The sequence below is a fragment of the Dolichospermum lemmermannii CS-548 genome (assembly GCF_028330815.1).
In the GTDB taxonomy this organism is placed as follows: Bacteria; Cyanobacteriota; Cyanobacteriia; order Cyanobacteriales; family Nostocaceae; genus Dolichospermum; species Dolichospermum lemmermannii.
The window spans coordinates 1-17,112 of the sequence record NZ_JAQMTJ010000090.1 but is presented as its reverse complement, the minus strand read 5'-3'; the positions used below and the strand labels follow the sequence as shown (position 1 = coordinate 17,112).

The following is a 17,112-nucleotide window of genomic DNA, read 5'->3' as shown; positions in this document are numbered from 1 at the left end:
TAAGACAGAAGTTGAGAATGACAGAGAAAAACAAGGTATTATAGAATTGTTGGAGACTGTTTTATTGTCCAAATTTTCACAATTAAGCCGTCAGGAGATAGAAGCAATGTTTTTAGTGAGTGATATTAAGCAAACAAGAGTCTATCAAGAAGCAAAGCAGGAAGGTAGACAGGAAGGGAGACAGGAAGGTAGAGAAGAAGGTAAGCAGAATGGTGAGATGATTTTATTGATACGTCAATTATCGAAGAAATTTGGAAAATTGAAAGATATTTACATCGAAAATATAAACAGTTTGAATATAGAACAACTGGAAAAGCTGGGAGAAGCATTGTTGGATTTTACGGATATTAATGATTTGGAAACATGGTTAAAATCTGAGATAGACAAGTAAGTTTATTTAATTGTCTGATAGCGAAGCGTGGCGTAGCCATATCAGGATTTACAGGATTTTAGGATTTACAGGATGTTGGTTTGCGTTGAAGTTTTTTGGATGTCAGGATTTTTGTGATGTGGGGAATTTTTTGGATATTATTTGATTGATGATCAAAATTCTCAGTTAATAAAACATCTATTCTGCGAATAAAGCTTCTAAATCTTGACGACCATTCACGACTCTAAGAATTTCCACATTATTATCAACAACTTGATAAAAAATGATATAACCATTTAAAGGAAGTCCACGCATTCCCTGTCTTATGTATTCGTAACTGCGTCCCATATTAGGAAATTGCAGTAATTTTTCACACTTTTTTGTGAAATCTTGAAAGAGTATTTCTCCCGCTTCAATATTTCTGTTTAAAAAGTATTCAGAAATGCTATCTAAATCTCGAATTGCTAGAGGTGAAATCAAACATTGATTCATTTTTTTTCCTCTCGCGCATGACGAAATTTTGCCTGTATCTGTTCAACAACTGTTTCTAAAGGAACTCCTTCTCCTCGTTCTAATTCTGCTGCGGCTTCATTCACTTTAATTCTCACATCTTCTACCCAGTCTTCATATTCTCGCTGTTTTTCTTGTAAAAGTTGTAGAGCTTGATTAATGACAGCTTCAGCATTAGGAAACTTCCCTTGAGCTAACTGGTTGTGAATAAACTGTTCTTGTTCTGGTTTTAGGGTAATATTCATTGTCTATTTCCTATAACTGATAATTTTCATTATAAACGTAATTGTCAGAATCAGGATGTCTAGGATTTGAGGATTTACAGAATGTTATTGGATGATTTTTGGTGGGGAGTTGGGGATTTTTTTTGTCTGAATCAGGATTTCCAGGATTTGAGGATTTATGGCTTACGCCACGCTTCGCTATCAGGATGTTGTTGGATGATTTTTGGTGGGGAGTTGGTGATTTTTCAGGATGTTTTTGAATGATTATTTTTGAATAATTTAAACCATCTAAAAATTACCATCCTGTTAATCCTTTAATCCTGGTTATCCTGATTCTAACAAATACAATTTTCATTACCAACAAACCATCTAAAAATTACCATCCTGTACATCCTTTAATCCTGGACATCCTGATTCAGACAATTGAGAATTTCAGATACCCGACAACTTTTAACAATCTTCTCATTTATCACATTAATTATCGCAGAAGTCGGGGATCTTTAGATGCAAACTAACATCCTGTAAATCCTTAAATCCTGTACTTCGACTTCGCTCAGTAACCAGATATCCTGATTCAGACTTAATATTTTTCTGTAACTCTTTAATGTTACAGTTTACAAGTCTCGACGCGAGAGAAGCGATTCCAATTCACATACACCCTCTCCTCTTATAATATCCCAATCCTCTCTTCTCCACTTATTATTCCACACATTCGGGAGGTGTCCTTCTGGCTTGAGCAGTAGCATAGTAATACCTGGGTGATACAACCAATTTCTTTGTTTTTCCCAATCTCTCCATCCTACCTTGTCCATGAACTTATTCCAGATATAGTGGTTATGTATTTGCGTTCCACCCAAACTTTGATAAATCCGTTTCTGCACAGAAAAACCAAATTTACCATCACTGTATTTCACCCACAACTGGTCAATGATGCGGAGGTCTTCACAGGGAAAATAATCGATGTCTTCACAGGGAAAATAATCCCAGTGTTTATCATCTAAACCTAAACAACCTTTCCCTTCTCGTTTCGCAACCGCTAACATTACCCGTGCTGTTTCCTCTTCCGCTTCCTGCCATTTCCTTGCTGCGAGAAAGTCACGCAGTTTCCTATAGTCCATTCCACAGGATGATATTAATTGTACTTCTTGATTTATTAAACCCAATAATTCCCGAAACTCCCGCACAGTTTGGGGACGGTTGACTGGTTCTAACTCCATGCCTTTGAGAATAGCAGCATTTACCTTGTCGCTAATATTCTGATTAAATTTTTGCGGTGGTGATAATTTGACATCTTCCTCAGCGCGATAATTAGCAGGAATAGGAACTCTATTCGTTAATAAACTATATAATGTCGCAGCTAAAGCATAAACATCTGTATAATAACCAAAATCTCCACGCCGTTCATATTGTTCTATCGGTGCATAACCTTCCGTTTTCGTCGCTGTCATGCTTCTGATTTTACCAGGTTGAAATTCTCGCGCTAACCCAAAATCAATTAATACTGCTTCCTTGCTTTCCCGTCGCAACAAAATATTATTGGGTTTCACATCTCGGTGTAAAAGTTTCCGTTCATGAACACATTCTAAAGCTTGTCCAATTTGGTCAATGTAGCGCAAAGCTTCGGTTTCTGACAAGTAACCATTTTCAGCCGTGTAGTTTTCCACATAAGCTGCTAAATCATCACCGTCAATGTGTTCCATCACAATAGCCCAAAGTCCATCTTCGGGAAAATTGTCGTAAACTTGAACAATATGGGGATGATAGCATTTTGATAAGTCTAAGGCTTCTTTTCTAAACCTCTTTTGTATTTCCGCAAAGTCTGGTTTTTGTCGTTGTTCCCGGTTGAGGGTTTTGATCACAACCAACCTGTTTTCTTCTGTATCTTCTGCTAAGTAAGTTTCACCAAAGCCACCGCCACCGATCGCTCTTTTAATGATATACTGTCCATTCTGTAGTGGGGTGTTAGGTGTCCAGGATTGCATATTGTCAGAATCGGGATTTACAGGATTGGAGAGAAATTAATAATTAGTATAACATCCGCGTTTATCTGCGTTCATCTGCGTTTAATTGTCTGAATCAGGATGTCCAGGATTTAAGGATGTACAGGATGTTGTTGAATGATTTTTGGTGGGAAGTTGGATATTTTTATTTGTCTGATAGCGAAGCGTGGCGTAGCCATATCAGGATAGTTTAGGTAATGATAATATCACAATCCTGTACATCCTTAAATCCTGTAAATCCTGATTCAGACGATCCAAAATTTTACTATATATGCGCGGATAGATTTCTACTCCTAACATTAGTGTAAACCAATTATCGCATCTTGTCAAGTCTTGATGTCAAGAATCATATAAAAAACTGAAAATCAAAAATCTCCACCGCAAACCAACATCCTGTAAGTCCTAAAATCCTGTAAATCCTGATTCAGACAATCCAAAAGTTTAATATATATGCGCGGACAGATTTCTACTCCTAACATTAGTGTAAACTAAAATTTTCGCCTTGTCAAGTCTTGAGGTAAAATATTTTGAATGAATATAATGGCTATGTCCTGGGAATCCTTACCGATCTTGCCAAGGGGGCATACAATTTGCCTTTTCTCATATATAATAGTAGATTGTGTTGAATTAAAGCCATCCCATGCCTAAATTAAAGACTCGCAAGGCTGCGGCGAAGAGATTCCGCGTCACCGGTACCGGTAAAATCGTCCGCCGTAAACCGTTCAAAAACCACTTGTTAGAGCATAAATCCTCTAGCAAAAAGAGCAATATGTCCAAAATGGCAATTGTTCATGAACGGGACGAACCTAACGTGCGTTTAATGCTTCCATATTTGTAAAAGATCACAGGTAATAAGATATGACTCGGGTAAAACGCGGTAATGTAGCTCGTAAACGCCGCAATAAAATTCTCAAATTAGCTAAAGGCTTCCGTGGTTCTCACTCAACTTTGTTTAGAACCGCTAACCAACAAGTAATGAAGGCGCTTCGCAGTGCTTACCGCGATCGCAAAAAGAAGAAGCGTGATTTTCGCCGTCTGTGGATAGCACGGATTAACGCAGCTTCTAGACAACACGGTTTAAGCTATAGCCGTTTGATTGGTAATTTGAAAAAGGCCAATGTGGAACTAAACCGCAAAATGTTGGCACAATTGGCAATTCTTGATCCTGCAAGCTTCGCTAAAATTGCGGAACTCGCTAACTCGGTTAACGGATAAAGGTGGCAACGGATGAATAACGGATGTAACAGATGGCACTTCGGAGAATTGAAAATTAAAAATCAAGAAACTTTTTGGCATTTTTAATTGGAGTAAAACGCAGAGCGATTATGAATAAGTTACATCTGGTATTATCCGCTACCCTATCTTTGATTTTTTGGCTGTCTTTTCTCAGTGGAAATTTAACTGCATCTGCCGCAACAATGGCGGAAATTCAGCAGCGAGGCTATTTAAATATGGCAGTTAAGGATAATCTTCGTCCTTTGGGATTTAGGGATGACAAGGGCAATTTACAAGGGTTAGAGATTGATTTAGCCAAACATTTGGCCAGTGATTTGTTGGGTAAAGCTGATGCTGTGAAATTGCAACCAGTAGCTAATAGCGATCGCTTACCATTAGTATTTAATCAGCAAGTTGATTTGGCTATTGCTGGAGTCACAGCCACAGAGTCACGTTCCCGCATTGTTAGCTTCAGTGTTCCTTATTATTATGATGGGGCGGCAATAGTTACAAAAAATACATCTATTCAAGAATTAAAAGATATAGACAAAGGGAAAATAGCCGTTCTCAACAACTCTAGCACTGTTGGATACTTAAAATATTTTACACCGTCTGCTGAATTGGTCGGCGTAAATTCTTACGCCCAAGGCTGGGAAAAAATAGAAAATAATCAGGTAGATGGTTTTGCAGCGGATGTCAGCGTTCTTAGTGGTTGGGTGCAAGTACATCCTGAATATCACATATTGCCAACTAAATTATCAGCACAACCATTATCTGTAGTTATGCCAAAGGGATTGCAGTATGATGAGTTAAGACGTAACGTGAATGAAGCGATCGCTCGTTATACAGTTACAGGTTGGCTGAAAGAACGGATAGAATATTGGGGATTGTCGTAATTTAGTGAGAAATATACAACCTAATAACTGATAATAGATAGGGTATTTTAATAATTTGTATTTGTAGAAAATGGATAGCAATTTAGTCGTCATTTATCTGTCAATTTTCGTTAGTTTACTTGCATTTGCAGGTGTGAGTGTTTTTCGTCAAGTATTCAAAACCCGCAAACTTGAAAACTCTCTAGGTAAGTTAAAAAACAAATTAACTAAAGAAAAAGGTACGGCTCAAGAATATTATGAATTAGCTAGTATCTATTCAGAAAAAAAAGTATTTAGTCAAGCCATACCCCTATTTCAAAAATCTCTCAAAGCAGCCGAAGAAGAGGGAGAAGAATCTATTGCTCCCATTTACAACGGTTTGGGATATGTTTACTTTGCTCAAGAGCAATATGACTTAGCAATTCGTCAGTACAAAGAAGCGATTAAATTGAACCCAGATTATGTATCAGCCTTAAATAATCTCGGACACGCTTATGAGAAGAAAAAATTGACTGCTCAAGCCTTGGAAATGTATGAAGCAACACTCAAATTATCACCTAATAACCCCGTTGCTAAACGTCGGGCTGAATCTTTACGTCGCTTAATTTCTATATAAGTAAATTATCTCGTTCCCAGTCAGAGACTGGGAATGCTATCACAGAGGCTCTGCCTCTACTTTTATCAAAGGCAGAGCCTTCTAGAATTCATTCCCATACAGAGTATGGGAACGAGGAAAGTTAAAATATCCTCTTAATCTTACTGTTTCTCATCTTTGTTGAGGAATCAATAAATGTACTTTTTCAGAAAAATGTGCAAGATGATTAAGAAGCTAAATCTTTTTTACAGGCTAACTATTAGCATTATTATTTGCATTAATATCTGCTGGGGATTTCCTAACATTGTATTAGCTGAAGAAGCGATAATTCCACACCCTCTCAACCCCTTAACAGAACAAGAAATTAATACAGCAGTTACCATAGTTAAAGAGCAAAAAAATCTCAGTGAAACCGCAATTTTTCCCATAATTGCCTTACAAGAACCCGATAAAAAAGCAGTCTTAAATTTTACACCTGGTAAATCATTTCTCCGCCAGGTTTTTTTGCAAGTTTATGAAATAGAACTGAATAAAACCTTTACTGGAACAGTTAATTTAAACACTAAAAACCTCACTTCCTGGCAAGAAATACCTCACGGACAACCTGCTATTTTAGCACCAGATTATGCAAGAGCAAGAGAAGTAGTTAAATCAGATTTACGTTGGCAAATAGCTATGCAAAAACGGGGAATTAAAGATTTTGAAAATGTAGAAATAAGTTGTTGGGGAGCAGGAATACTCAATAAAGCAGAAGCAAAATCTGGTAATCGAATTTGTCGAGCATTATCTTATTATCAAGGTAAACATTGGAATTTTTATGCCCGTCCCATAGAAGGCGTTTTAGTTACAGTTAATTTAAATAAAGGTCAAGTTGATAGTTTTGTTGATAATGGGATAGTTCCTCTTTCCCAAGAAAATTGGGATTATGATGTTAATGCTTTTAGTCAAGTAATTGCACCACCAAAACCATTAAATATTAATCAACCAGAAGGAACAAGTTTCCAAATTAAAGGTAATGAAATTACTTGGCAAGGTTGGAAATTTCGTTATTTAATGCACCCCCGCGAAGGTTTAGTTTTGTATCTTGTCAAATATAATAATGGTGAAAAAGATAGATCAATTTTATATCGTGGTAGTCTTTCAGAAATGGCAGTTCCTTACGGTCATCCTCAGCCCAATTGGTCATTTCGTAATGCCTTTGATGTGGGAGAATATAATTTGGGATTATTAGCGAATAAACTAGAATTAGGTAAAGAAATTCCTGAAAATGGAGTTTTACTGAATACAGTGCTTGCTAATAGTGCAGGAGAACCTTTCAACATACCCGGATTAATTGGTATCTATGAAAGAGATAACGGTATCCTGTGGAAACATTTTGATTACAGCACGCAAAAAAATTATGTCCGTCGCAATCGTGAATTAGTCATAAAAATGATGACGACAGTTGACAACTATGATTACAGTATCAATTGGATATTTAGGCAAGACGGTACTTTAGAAGTAGAGAATGAGTTAACGGGAATTGATTTAGTCCAGGGAACAGCCAGCATAAAACAAACTGAAAATAAGTCATTTGGCAGATTATTAGCTAAAAATATCTTTGGAGTAAATCATCAGCATTTCTTCAATTATCGCTTAGATTTAGATATAGATGGACAAGCTAATTCTGTAATGGAAATGAATGTAGAAGCGTTACCAATGGGTGATAAAAACCCGTTAGGCAATGCCATAACTGTAGAAGATACTCCACTAAAAACCGAAAAATCTGCTGTGCGTGATATGGATATTCAACACAGTCGAGAATGGATGATTGCTAGTGCAAATAAACAAAATAATTTAGGTGTTTCACCTGCATATATGTTAATGCCAGGAGGAAATACAATTTTGTATGCGGTAGAAGGTGCAAATATTAGGAAAAAAGCAGGTTTTGCAACTCATCATTTTTGGGTGACAAAATATAAACCCAGTGAAATGTATGCAGGTGGAGATTATCCCAATCAAACGCAATTGGGGGAGGGTTTACCAAAATATATTGGTGATAATGAATCTGTGAATAATGAAGATCTAGTTGTCTGGTACACAATGGGAATCACTCATATTCCCCGTCCAGAAGATTGGCCTGTAATGCCAACTCACCGCGTTGGTTTTAAATTGATGCCCAGGGGATTTTTTAAGAGGAATCCCGCGATTAATTTGGGTGAGTGAAACAAAAATAATATGTAATTTATTCACCCAAAAAAAAGAAGCCCAAAATTTATTTCTGGGCTTCTCATGTCCCCTTTTAGGGCGCAAGGGCGTTACCACGAATTAAGCTACCAAGAGTTTTGGCAGTAATTTTTAATTGAGTGAAGGGGTTAGCGGGAACTACAGTTTTATAAAGATAACTATCAAAAGTTAGCTTTTGTACATCCATGTCATCACACATTTCTACAAATGCTTCGCGGGTAGCATCGGAACGATAGAAGACGTTTTGGAGAATGTCTAATACTTTGTAGGTGAGTCCGTATTTCTTATCCCAACGTTTCAGGTATACTTTGAGATCGGCTTCTGTGGGAATCCGCGCACCGCCGTTAGCTGCTTCTACAATGGCCTCGGCGCACATTCTGCCAGATTTAGCCGCAAAGTAAATACCTTCACCAGAAGACTTGGTAACATAACCAGCAGCATCTCCTACCAAGGCTATGCGTCCAACAACGCGACGGGGACGGGGATGTTCGGGGATGGGGTGTGCCTCTATTTTGATGATTTCACCGCCGGCTAGTTTTTCAGAAGCACGGGCGCGAATACCAGCTTGGAATTGTTTGATTCTGGCTTTGTTGATGTGCATTGTGCCAGTACCTACCGCTACGTGATCATATTTGGGGAATACCCAAGCGTAGAAGTCGGTAGAAACATCATCGCCAACGTACATTTCGGCGAGTTCATTGTAATAGGCCATTTTGTCTTGGGGAAGACGAATACGTTCTTGGAAAGCGATCGCATAATTGTAATCCCCAGCACCCATATCCTTAGCAATGCGGGAATTTGCCCCGTCCGCACCAACGATTAAATCCACTTTCAGGGTTTTAGTAACGCCCTGCGCTCCTTCTCCTGTATGGTCAACGTAGTGGATTGTATAGGGGTCAGACTTGCCGGCAGGAATATCAACTTTATGAACAGTGGCGTTAATTAAATTTGCCCCTAATTTTTCCGCCCGGTCTCGCAAGAAGCCATCCAACACTTCTCTGCGGCACATTCCTATGTATTCATCTTGATTTATTAGATTGATATCAACCTCACGATTAGAGGGAGAAATCATTTTCATTTTGCGGACTTGACGGTCAATAATTTCTGGAGGTAAGTCAAATTCCTTCACCATACAGAGGGGAATAGCACCCCCGCAAGGCTTGGCGTAATCTAGCTTCCGCTCAAATAAATAGGTTTCAATCCCAGCTTTAGCTAGTGTTTCAGCAGCGCATGAACCCGCAGGTCCTGAACCAACAACAGCAACCCGTAGTGTCAAAGGTTTTCTCCCAATTATAAACATTTTCCCAAAGTATCCTATCACGGACTTTTGGCTGAATTCCTTCTATAGCTCTATGTTTTGATAGAAATGCAATATTCCTTAATATTTCGATATAAAAACCCCACATTTCTTATCCTATAAGTAGAGATTAATCAATGGTAATTAACAATACCTTCACTATTTTCTGTTGATGAATTTATTGAGTGTTAAAGGCGTTAATGGTAATTATGGCGGTGAAGCTTACCGCACTGGCGAACTTTGTAAGGTTTGTGGTAATATTATCCAACGCATTAAATTAGGTGGGCGTTCCAGTCATTTTTGTTCTCAATTTCAAAGTTAGTGTTAAATTCATATTTCTGTCTTCAAATCAACTTAAATGACTCGCTTTATCCATGATCAATTTGCCAAACAATATCTAACTGAACTATTAACACCCTATGGTCAAGTAGAAACCAGTAAAGATATCACAGCAGAAGTCAGACAAATTGACGTTGTATTTATTCCTTCACCCCAACCAACACAAAGCCTGGAAGCCCTAGGAATATTGGGACGGATGGTGAGAAATTATGCTATATTTGAACCATTCCGTAATGCTGTCACTAAAAGTGAAATTCGCAGTTGCATGGGTAAATTATTTGACATCCATGGAGACATAGAGCGTCAATCTAATCGCAATAATAACCGTATAAATGAAGCCGAATTACCCCGGCTATGGATTTTTTCTCCTACTGCGTCAGCGGAACTTCTCACAAGTTTTAATACAACTGGAGATGAAGAAAACTGGGGAAAAGGGATTTATTTTTTGGGAGAAGGCTTAAAAACCGTAATTATTGCGATTCACCAACTCCCCAACACACCAGAAACCCTATTTCTGAGAATTTTAGGGAAAGGGAAAGTACAACGACAAGCGGTTGAAGAATTAGAAGCACTGGCAAATAATAGTCCCTTCCTTGCGGATGTCATACAATTGGTACATAACCTAATTGCTGTGTTATCTGCACGTCAACGACAAGAACACGATATTGATAAAGATGATCAGGAGTTGATTATGAAATTATCGGAAATGTATCAACAACAATTAGAAGCACTTAAAAAACAAGGACTTCAAGAGGGACGACAAGAAGGACGACAAGAAGGACGACAAGAGGGACGACAAGAAGGACGACAAGAAGGACGACAAGAAGGACGACAAGAAGGACGACAAGAAGGACGACAAGAAGGACGACAAGAAGGTGTAGAAAGGGAACGACGCGCTATGATTGAAAGTATCATGCAAGTCCGATTTGGACAGGTTGATTCTCAGCTACAAACAATTATCAACCCTCTAATTGCCATGAATAGGGAAGAATTTACTCCTTTGCTTCTACAATTATCTCGTGAGGAGTTATTAGCTAGATTTGCACAATAATTGAGTGAGGCGAAAATCAGCAACCCCCCGCAGAATTTACAAATAAATCAAAGCGCGAAAATAGAGAATTGGGGGGTTGACAATTGCTTTGGGATTTGTTATCATGAAGTTGATAAGGAAGAACTATCTTGAACTAAATATTAATTTTTTCTGAAACCGCTTACTACCAAGGTAGGCGGTTATGTTTTTTGAGGAAAGAAATTACCTTTGTGTCTGGGTACAAGATAAAATTTTGAGTAAAAGCGTTTATTTTGGAACGAGGGGAATTTATGGCTGTTAAAAAAGGCAATATGGTGCGGGCTATTCGGGAAAAGTTGGAAAATAGTCTAGAAGCTAAAGCTAGTGATTCCCGCTTTCCTAGTTATTTGTTTGAAACTAAGGGGGAAATTGTCGATATTAAGGGTGATTATGCTTTGGTGAAGTTTGGACAAGTGCCAACGCCAAATATTTGGTTAAAGTTAGAACAGTTGGAAGAGTTTGTTTAATTGGTAATTGTGCTTTAGCTTAACCGACAGAAGCCCCACGCCTGACCCTAAGGGCAGCGTGGAACTACCCAACAAGTGGTAGAATTAAGATTCAACCCCAATTCCCTCCCTAATATATATTGCGGTTGGGAATCTAAGGTTGATAAGGTTTATAATGTATAGGTGAAATTTTTCACCAACATACCAGGAACTAAACTTCCTCCTAATTGTCGGCTTTCGTAAGTTCCGACTTCGGGAATAAATTCCTGGAAGTTTGTTAAATCAATGAGATTTTCTGCACTCCAAAAACGATAGAGACTTTCATCAAAGCGTAGGTTAGCAATGGGGGCAATAATTTCGCCATTTTCTACCCAAAAGCAAGCATAACGAGTCATCCCTGTAATTCTCCCAGATGGGCGATCGCTCCAGTTTAAATAATGTAAATTAGAAACATATAACCCTGTATCTAAACTGGGTAAAATCTTCTCAAATGCCAAATTACCAGGATTAATTTCGGGAGAACGTAAGGTTTCTGAACCATTCGCACCATTAGCGGGTTTATGATATTCTTTCGCTGTGCGAGAATTAACTAAGCTATTAATTAAAATCCCTTTTTCAATTAAAGTTAATTCGGATGCAGCCATTTCTCCTAAATTATTAAATCTGGGAACTAAACCACTTTGAAAATTTTCTTTTAAAGTGAATTTTGAAGAAAGTTGTTTTTCTTGACGTGATAAAGCAGCTAAAGCACTATTACCTTGTTGAATACTAGCTTCACTGATAGCACCCCAGGAAAGCATACCCAATAAATCAGCTACCGCAGCGGGAGCAAAATAGGTTTTGTATTGTCCTTTTGGTAATTCTTTAACTGGACGAGATAGCATTTCTAGCTGCTGTTTCCCGTCATTTATTTTAGCTAAATAAGCAGCTTCATTCCATTCACTTCCGGCAAAAGTTCCTTTTACAGCTTGTCCTGAGGCCATAAATAAGGAATAATCTAAATTAAAGGAATCAGTCACAAACCAGTGTTTTTGTCCGCTAGAATCACCATAACCTCTGATGACAATTCCCCCAGCATACATCCCCGTAAAATCTAAATTAGTCACAGTTTCGAGAATGCTAGGAACTAATATTTCTGGAGTTAGTAATTTACCAATATTAATTTCTCGACTGCTATGATTTCCTGATGGTAAAACTAAATAAGGATCAATTGGTAATAATGGTAATTCATCACGTAATTCTTGTAAAGCAGTGGATACTAATTCCCAGTCTATTTCCCAATTTCCAGTCAAAGGAAACTGACGAAAACTACTGCGTTGATTGGCCATTAAAGTTAGTTGAATCGAACCATCATGAACATAACCTGTTTGTCTAACTTTGGCAGAATTAAAGCGAGTAAATTGACTGCTTTCGCTGCTAAGTCGCACAGTAAAATGTTCATTTTCTGCTTTTTTAATCAGCAGGGTTTCCACAAGTTGATTAAAAGTTTTTTCTAGCGTTGATAATTCTTCTGGTTTCATTTTTTAAATTGTATCTGGATCAATATTTAATTCTCGCAATTTTGCTGCTAAACGTTCTGATCTTCTAGCTTCCCATTCTGCTCTTTGAGATTCTATTTCTGCTCTTTGGGATTCTATTTCTGCTCTTTGCACTTGTATTGCTGTTTTTTTAGTTTCCTCTTCTGCGGTTTCTTCTGGTGTAGGTACTAACTCTCCTGCTGGAGTAAAATACCTCAACAATCCTTGATGAATCCCTAAGTATAAACCTAACTGTTCACTCCATAAATGTCCCTTTTCATTTAGTCCTAAAGGTTGATATTTATTATCAACTAAATGAAAACCTGCAAATTCTAATGTATAAGGGTCAAACCAAAAATAATCCGGTGTGCGGAAAGTATTTTGATAAAGTTCCTTTTTATATTCTCTATCAGTATTAGCTGTACTGGGTGAAAGAATTTCTAAAATGAAATTAGGATATTTACCATCTTCTTCCCACACTACCCAGCTTTTGCGGGTTTTGCGTTCAGTTTCCAAGACCACAAAAAAATCAGGACCTCGGAAATATTCTGATTTTTTTTGGTTAGGACTATAGTAAATAGTCAAATTTCCCGCAGCATAGAAATTTGTTCTATCTTTCCATAACCATTCTAAACATTTGAAAAGTAAAATTATTTGTCGTAGATGTAGTTCAGTTTCCACGGGAGGTTCATCACTATATAAATCACTAGGAGGAAATATTACATCTGCGGAGATGTCTTGTTGTGATTCTAATTCTTGAGCAATGATCATATTGATATGGCATCAAGTAGTTACTTGTTTATTGTAGCATTAATTCAAGATCAATATATTATCAATTCTTTGTTGGGTTGCGCTATCGCTTAACCCAACCTACTTTAACTTTGCGCCTTTGCTCCTTTGCCTCTTTGCGCGAAACATATTCATTAACCACCACCAAAAACCTCCACATTTGCAAATTCACAAACTGGTGAACCATGACCTACAGAAATGGCTTGATTTGGTTCTCCTTTACCGCAGAAAGGTGTACCATATATTTGCCAATTAGTATCATTACCAACTTTAATTAAACTATGCCAAAATTCTGGCGTAGTGGCACGATAGTTAGGATTACGCAGGGTTTTAGTAAGTTTACCGTTTTCAATTAATTTGGCATATTCACAACCAAATTGAAATTTATAACGTTGATCATCTATTGACCAAGAACGGTTAGATTCCATGTAAATCCCATGTTCTATTCCTGAGATAATTTCCTCAAAGGTGGCGTTTCCTGGTTCTAAATTCAAGTTAGCCATTCTATCAATTGGGGGACGATTCCAGGAACAAGCACGCGCACAAGCAACACCTGGTAAATCTGCTCTGGCTTGACTTTCTAAACTGCCTAAACCCCGTTGTAAAATGCCTTTTTTAATCACATATTCTTTGGTTGCTGCTGCACCAGTATCATCAAAACTATAACTGGCAAATTCACCTGGTACTGTAGGATCAAAGGTGATATTCATCAGCGGTGAACCATATTCTAATTTACCAAAATCATCTTTGGTAACAAAACTACCTCCAGCATAGTTGCGTTCATCTCCTAAAATGCGGTCAATTTCTAAAGGATGTCCGATACTTTCGTGAATTTGTAGCATCATTTGGTCTGGTGCTAAAACTAAATTAGTGCGGGTATTTGGACATTCTTCCGCTGTTAATAATTCTAATGCCTGTTCACCAACTTTTTGAACTTGATGCCATAAATTATCTTGTTTGAACAGTTCCCAACCTCCTTGATAAGAGTTTGCATGAGCGCCGTTATTGCTGCGTTGTTGGACGATTGTGCCATCTTGAGCGATCGCTCCAAAATGATGACTAAGAGATAGAATATTCTGATATACTTCTGAACCATTACTACTCACGAACCAAGTTTCTTTTTGATCTGTACCGACGGTGGCTGTAGTTTGAATGATTTTATCGTTAATTTTGAGTTGCTGACAAATCCGAATTAGTAAGTTGTTGATTTCTCCAGGACTAAAAGTGTTAAATGGTTCTAAAAATGGTGAGTTATATTCACCAACTACTTGAGGACGGGTATTTTCACTCAGGGGATATATCCACCATTTACTAGCTGCTAATGCTTGTTTATAGGCGATTTCCGCAGCGTTTTGTAAGCTAGAAGTATCTAAGGAGTTGGTGGCTGCATAACCTAAACAACCATCAACTATGACTTCTATCATTGCTCCCATGTTTAATGATTTACCATTGCTTTGGGGTAAACCATCACGCACGGAATGATGGGTTGAAGTTGTTTTTACGGCTCTAATTCCTACCCAGTCAGCGGGGATGTTTAAATGAGAAATTGCGGTTGTTAATTGTTTCCACATTGTGTTAATTAAAAATTGAGAATTATTTTTTGCACGCAGAGACGCTCCAGGTACAGAGAGGAATTTTTAATTTATTATCTGTGCCAGTGTGTTCCTTCTTTGCTATCTATTAAGGTGATGCCTTTTGTTAAAAGTTCATCACGAATGCGATCTGATTCGGCGAAGTTTTTGGTTTTTCTTGCTGTTTGTCTTTGTTGAATTAGTTCTTCAATATAAACATCACTTAAACCATCATTGACAGGATTTTCTGTTTCTGGTTTGGCGGTTAAACCTAAAACTTCTGCTAATGTAATTAGGGTTTGCCATTTTTGCAGTAGTTCGTTAGCTGGGGTTGCTGTTTTTCCTTGATGTACAATAATATTCCCTTCCCGATTTAGCTCTTTGGCTAATTCAAAAATTATTACTAAACCACCAGGAAAATTAAAATCATCATTAACGGCTTCTTGAAATCTCTCAATCTCGGAATTTTGGATTTGGTTAGATTCATCCCACTCTAGTTTTTTACCATGTTGATGTCCAAATAATAAACCTTCTTTGATAGTATGCCAGCCGTTGGTTGCTGCTAATATAGCATCATCGGTAAAATCTATGGGTTTACGATATTGTGCCATCATCACAAATAAACGCACAGCCATTGGGTCTACACCCCGATCTAATAATTGACGAATGGTGATAAAATTACCCAAGGATTTGGACATTTTTTCCCCATCTACTTTGACCATGCCGTTGTGTAACCAATAATTGGCTAAAGGTTTGCCGGTAACTGCTTCCGATTGAGCAATTTCGTTTTCATGGTGGGGGAAAATTAAGTCAGCACCACCAGCATGAATATCTATGGTATCACCCAAGCGATCGCGTACCATCGCCGAGCATTCTATATGCCATCCGGGGCGACCTTTTCCCCAAGGAGACTCCCACGCGGGTTCACCGGGTTTTGCAGCCTTCCAGAGGGCAAAATCAAAGGGGTATCGCTTCTTTTGATATTCTGCGTCTTCGACGTTTACCCGTTCACTTGCACCGGCTTGCATATCTTCTAATTTCCGTCCCGAAAGTTTGCCATATTCGGCAAAATTCTGGACTGCATAATACACATCACCGTGAGACGGATACGCAAAACCTTTATGTTCTAAATCGTGAATTAATCGCTGAATCCCATTCATTGTATGTGTAGCGCGGGGGTATTCATCAGCTTCTTTAATTCCCAACCGCGACATATCTTCAAAATATGCTTGAATATATTTTTCGGCGACAACTTCCATGGAAGAATCTTCTTCTCTGGCGCGTTTGAGAATTTTATCATCAATATCCGTAAAATTTTGGATATAGCGGACATCATAACCGATAAATTGCAGATAACGACGCACTACATCCCAAACAATACAAGCTCTAGCATGACCCAAATGGCAGTAATCATAAACTGTCACGCCGCAATAATACATCTTAACCTTGCCAGGTTCGACGGTGGTAAATTGTTCTTGACGACGGGTGAGAGTATTGTAAATAGATAGGGTCATAATAGAGGAATAAGGCAATCTGACGATAAACAATGATAACGCAAGTTGATGACAATGGCGTAAATGAAAATTTTAGTAGCTAATCATTGGCTATAATTCTTGTTAGTAATACTTCGTAATCTTGTCAACACCTGGAGGTAAAGTATGATTCAATCTATCATTTAATCAATGGAGAATATCGAGTTAGTCAATTTAGAGAAAATCAAACTATAGTATCACCAACTTTCCCAGAACTTACCCTCAGTGCTAACCAGATTTTTCAAGCTAGTATGTAAATATGTTATACCAATTTTATATGAGACGGCACAGAATCATGAAATCCATAAATTCATCCGTCTTCATCTGCGTTTATCTGCGTTTATCTGCGGTCAATTATTCTTGAAATCTGATTCTATACAGCTTCATCTTAATTTGGTATCCCACATTCCGCACCCCCCAGTGTCACAATCGGTAATTTCGGATTTTTGAATACCTGTGAGGATAATTTTGATACAAAATCGTCGAAATCTTAGGTGGCGATCGCTAATATCAAATCCCCAAACGACCATTTTTCGT

Annotated in this window: 16 protein-coding genes and 2 pseudogenes; 10 read left to right on the top strand and 8 right to left on the bottom strand. The window is 37.9% G+C overall.

Annotation, left to right across the window (positions count from 1 at the left end; all coding sequences use genetic code 11):
- Positions 1–391, top strand: a 391-nt coding sequence (locus PN450_RS05870) for a DUF4351 domain-containing protein (RefSeq protein ID WP_271835702.1), incomplete at its 5' end; no start/stop codon positions are given.
- Positions 392–568: 177 nt separating this feature from the next.
- On the opposite strand, the gene PN450_RS05865 is transcribed toward PN450_RS05870, so the two are convergent.
- From PN450_RS05865 to PN450_RS05855, 3 genes are all read right to left on the bottom strand, one after another.
- Positions 569–862 (bottom strand): type II toxin-antitoxin system RelE/ParE family toxin, encoded by a 294-nt coding sequence (locus PN450_RS05865; protein ID WP_015079969.1) that lies wholly within the window; start codon positions 860–862, stop codon positions 569–571.
- Positions 859–1,125, bottom strand: coding sequence for a ribbon-helix-helix domain-containing protein (locus PN450_RS05860; RefSeq protein WP_148764907.1), 267 nt, complete (start codon positions 1,123–1,125; stop codon positions 859–861). The genes PN450_RS05865 and PN450_RS05860 overlap by 4 nt, the downstream gene beginning before the upstream one ends.
- Before the next feature lie 593 nt (positions 1,126–1,718).
- Complete coding sequence (locus PN450_RS05855) at positions 1,719–3,086, bottom strand: serine/threonine-protein kinase (protein ID WP_271835701.1); 1,368 nt, start codon at positions 3,084–3,086, stop codon at positions 1,719–1,721.
- 658 nt (positions 3,087–3,744) lie between these two features.
- Here PN450_RS05855 and rpmI point away from each other — a divergent pair.
- From rpmI to PN450_RS05830, 5 genes are all read left to right on the top strand, one after another.
- Positions 3,745–3,942, top strand: coding sequence for a 50S ribosomal protein L35 (gene rpmI, locus PN450_RS05850; RefSeq protein ID WP_015079972.1), 198 nt, complete (start codon positions 3,745–3,747; stop codon positions 3,940–3,942).
- Positions 3,943–3,962: 20 nt separating this feature from the next.
- A complete protein-coding gene (gene rplT / locus PN450_RS05845) occupies positions 3,963–4,319 on the top strand; it encodes a 50S ribosomal protein L20 (protein WP_015079973.1) in 357 nt (118 codons plus the stop codon).
- A gap of 110 nt (positions 4,320–4,429) precedes the next feature.
- Positions 4,430–5,215 carry a transporter substrate-binding domain-containing protein gene (locus PN450_RS05840; protein ID WP_271823760.1) on the top strand — a complete coding sequence of 262 codons (786 nt, stop codon included), beginning with the start codon at positions 4,430–4,432 and terminating at the stop codon, positions 5,213–5,215.
- Positions 5,216–5,285: 70 nt separating this feature from the next.
- Positions 5,286–5,810: a tetratricopeptide repeat protein gene (locus PN450_RS05835; protein WP_148764913.1), complete on the top strand. Its 525-nt coding sequence runs from the start codon at positions 5,286–5,288 to the stop codon at positions 5,808–5,810.
- Positions 5,811–6,011: 201 nt separating this feature from the next.
- Complete coding sequence (locus PN450_RS05830; RefSeq protein WP_271835699.1) at positions 6,012–7,994, top strand: primary-amine oxidase; 1,983 nt, start codon at positions 6,012–6,014, stop codon at positions 7,992–7,994.
- Between the two features lie 76 nt (positions 7,995–8,070).
- Here the strand turns inward: PN450_RS05830 and chlP are convergent, their stop codons facing one another.
- A complete protein-coding gene (gene chlP / locus PN450_RS05825) occupies positions 8,071–9,291 on the bottom strand; it encodes a geranylgeranyl reductase (RefSeq protein ID WP_148764917.1) in 1,221 nt (406 codons plus the stop codon).
- Between the two features lie 196 nt (positions 9,292–9,487).
- Between chlP and PN450_RS05820 the strand changes: the two are divergent.
- From PN450_RS05820 to ndhO, 3 genes and pseudogenes are all read left to right on the top strand, one after another.
- A pseudogene (locus PN450_RS05820) lies at positions 9,488–9,634 on the top strand (zinc finger domain-containing protein); the annotation flags it as partial.
- A gap of 36 nt (positions 9,635–9,670) precedes the next feature.
- Positions 9,671–10,702 (top strand): hypothetical protein, encoded by a 1,032-nt coding sequence (locus PN450_RS05815; protein WP_271835698.1) that lies wholly within the window; start codon positions 9,671–9,673, stop codon positions 10,700–10,702.
- Between the two features lie 269 nt (positions 10,703–10,971).
- Positions 10,972–11,187, top strand: coding sequence for an NAD(P)H-quinone oxidoreductase subunit O (gene ndhO / locus PN450_RS05810; RefSeq protein WP_015079980.1), 216 nt, complete (start codon positions 10,972–10,974; stop codon positions 11,185–11,187).
- Positions 11,188–11,336: 149 nt separating this feature from the next.
- Here ndhO and PN450_RS05805 read toward each other — a convergent pair whose 3' ends face one another.
- The 4 genes from PN450_RS05805 to cysS all read right to left on the bottom strand — a co-directional run bounded on the left by PN450_RS05805 (position 11,337) and on the right by cysS (position 16,557).
- Positions 11,337–12,686 carry a TldD/PmbA family protein gene (locus PN450_RS05805; protein ID WP_271835697.1) on the bottom strand — a complete coding sequence of 450 codons (1,350 nt, stop codon included), beginning with the start codon at positions 12,684–12,686 and terminating at the stop codon, positions 11,337–11,339.
- Positions 12,687–12,689: 3 nt separating this feature from the next.
- Positions 12,690–13,454 (bottom strand): Uma2 family endonuclease, encoded by a 765-nt coding sequence (locus tag PN450_RS05800; RefSeq protein ID WP_271835696.1) that lies wholly within the window; start codon positions 13,452–13,454, stop codon positions 12,690–12,692.
- Positions 13,455–13,606: 152 nt separating this feature from the next.
- The gene (locus PN450_RS05795; protein WP_271835695.1) at positions 13,607–15,043 is read right to left on the bottom strand and encodes a TldD/PmbA family protein; all 1,437 of its coding nucleotides are present in this window, start codon (positions 15,041–15,043) and stop codon (positions 13,607–13,609) included.
- A gap of 74 nt (positions 15,044–15,117) precedes the next feature.
- Entirely contained in the window at positions 15,118–16,557 is a 1,440-nt protein-coding gene (gene cysS, locus PN450_RS05790) for a cysteine--tRNA ligase (protein ID WP_271835694.1), read from the bottom strand.
- Between the two features lie 149 nt (positions 16,558–16,706).
- Here cysS and PN450_RS05785 point away from each other — a divergent pair.
- Positions 16,707–16,832 (top strand): annotated as a pseudogene (locus PN450_RS05785) (Uma2 family endonuclease); the annotation flags it as partial.
- Positions 16,833–17,112: the final 280 nt, after the last annotated feature.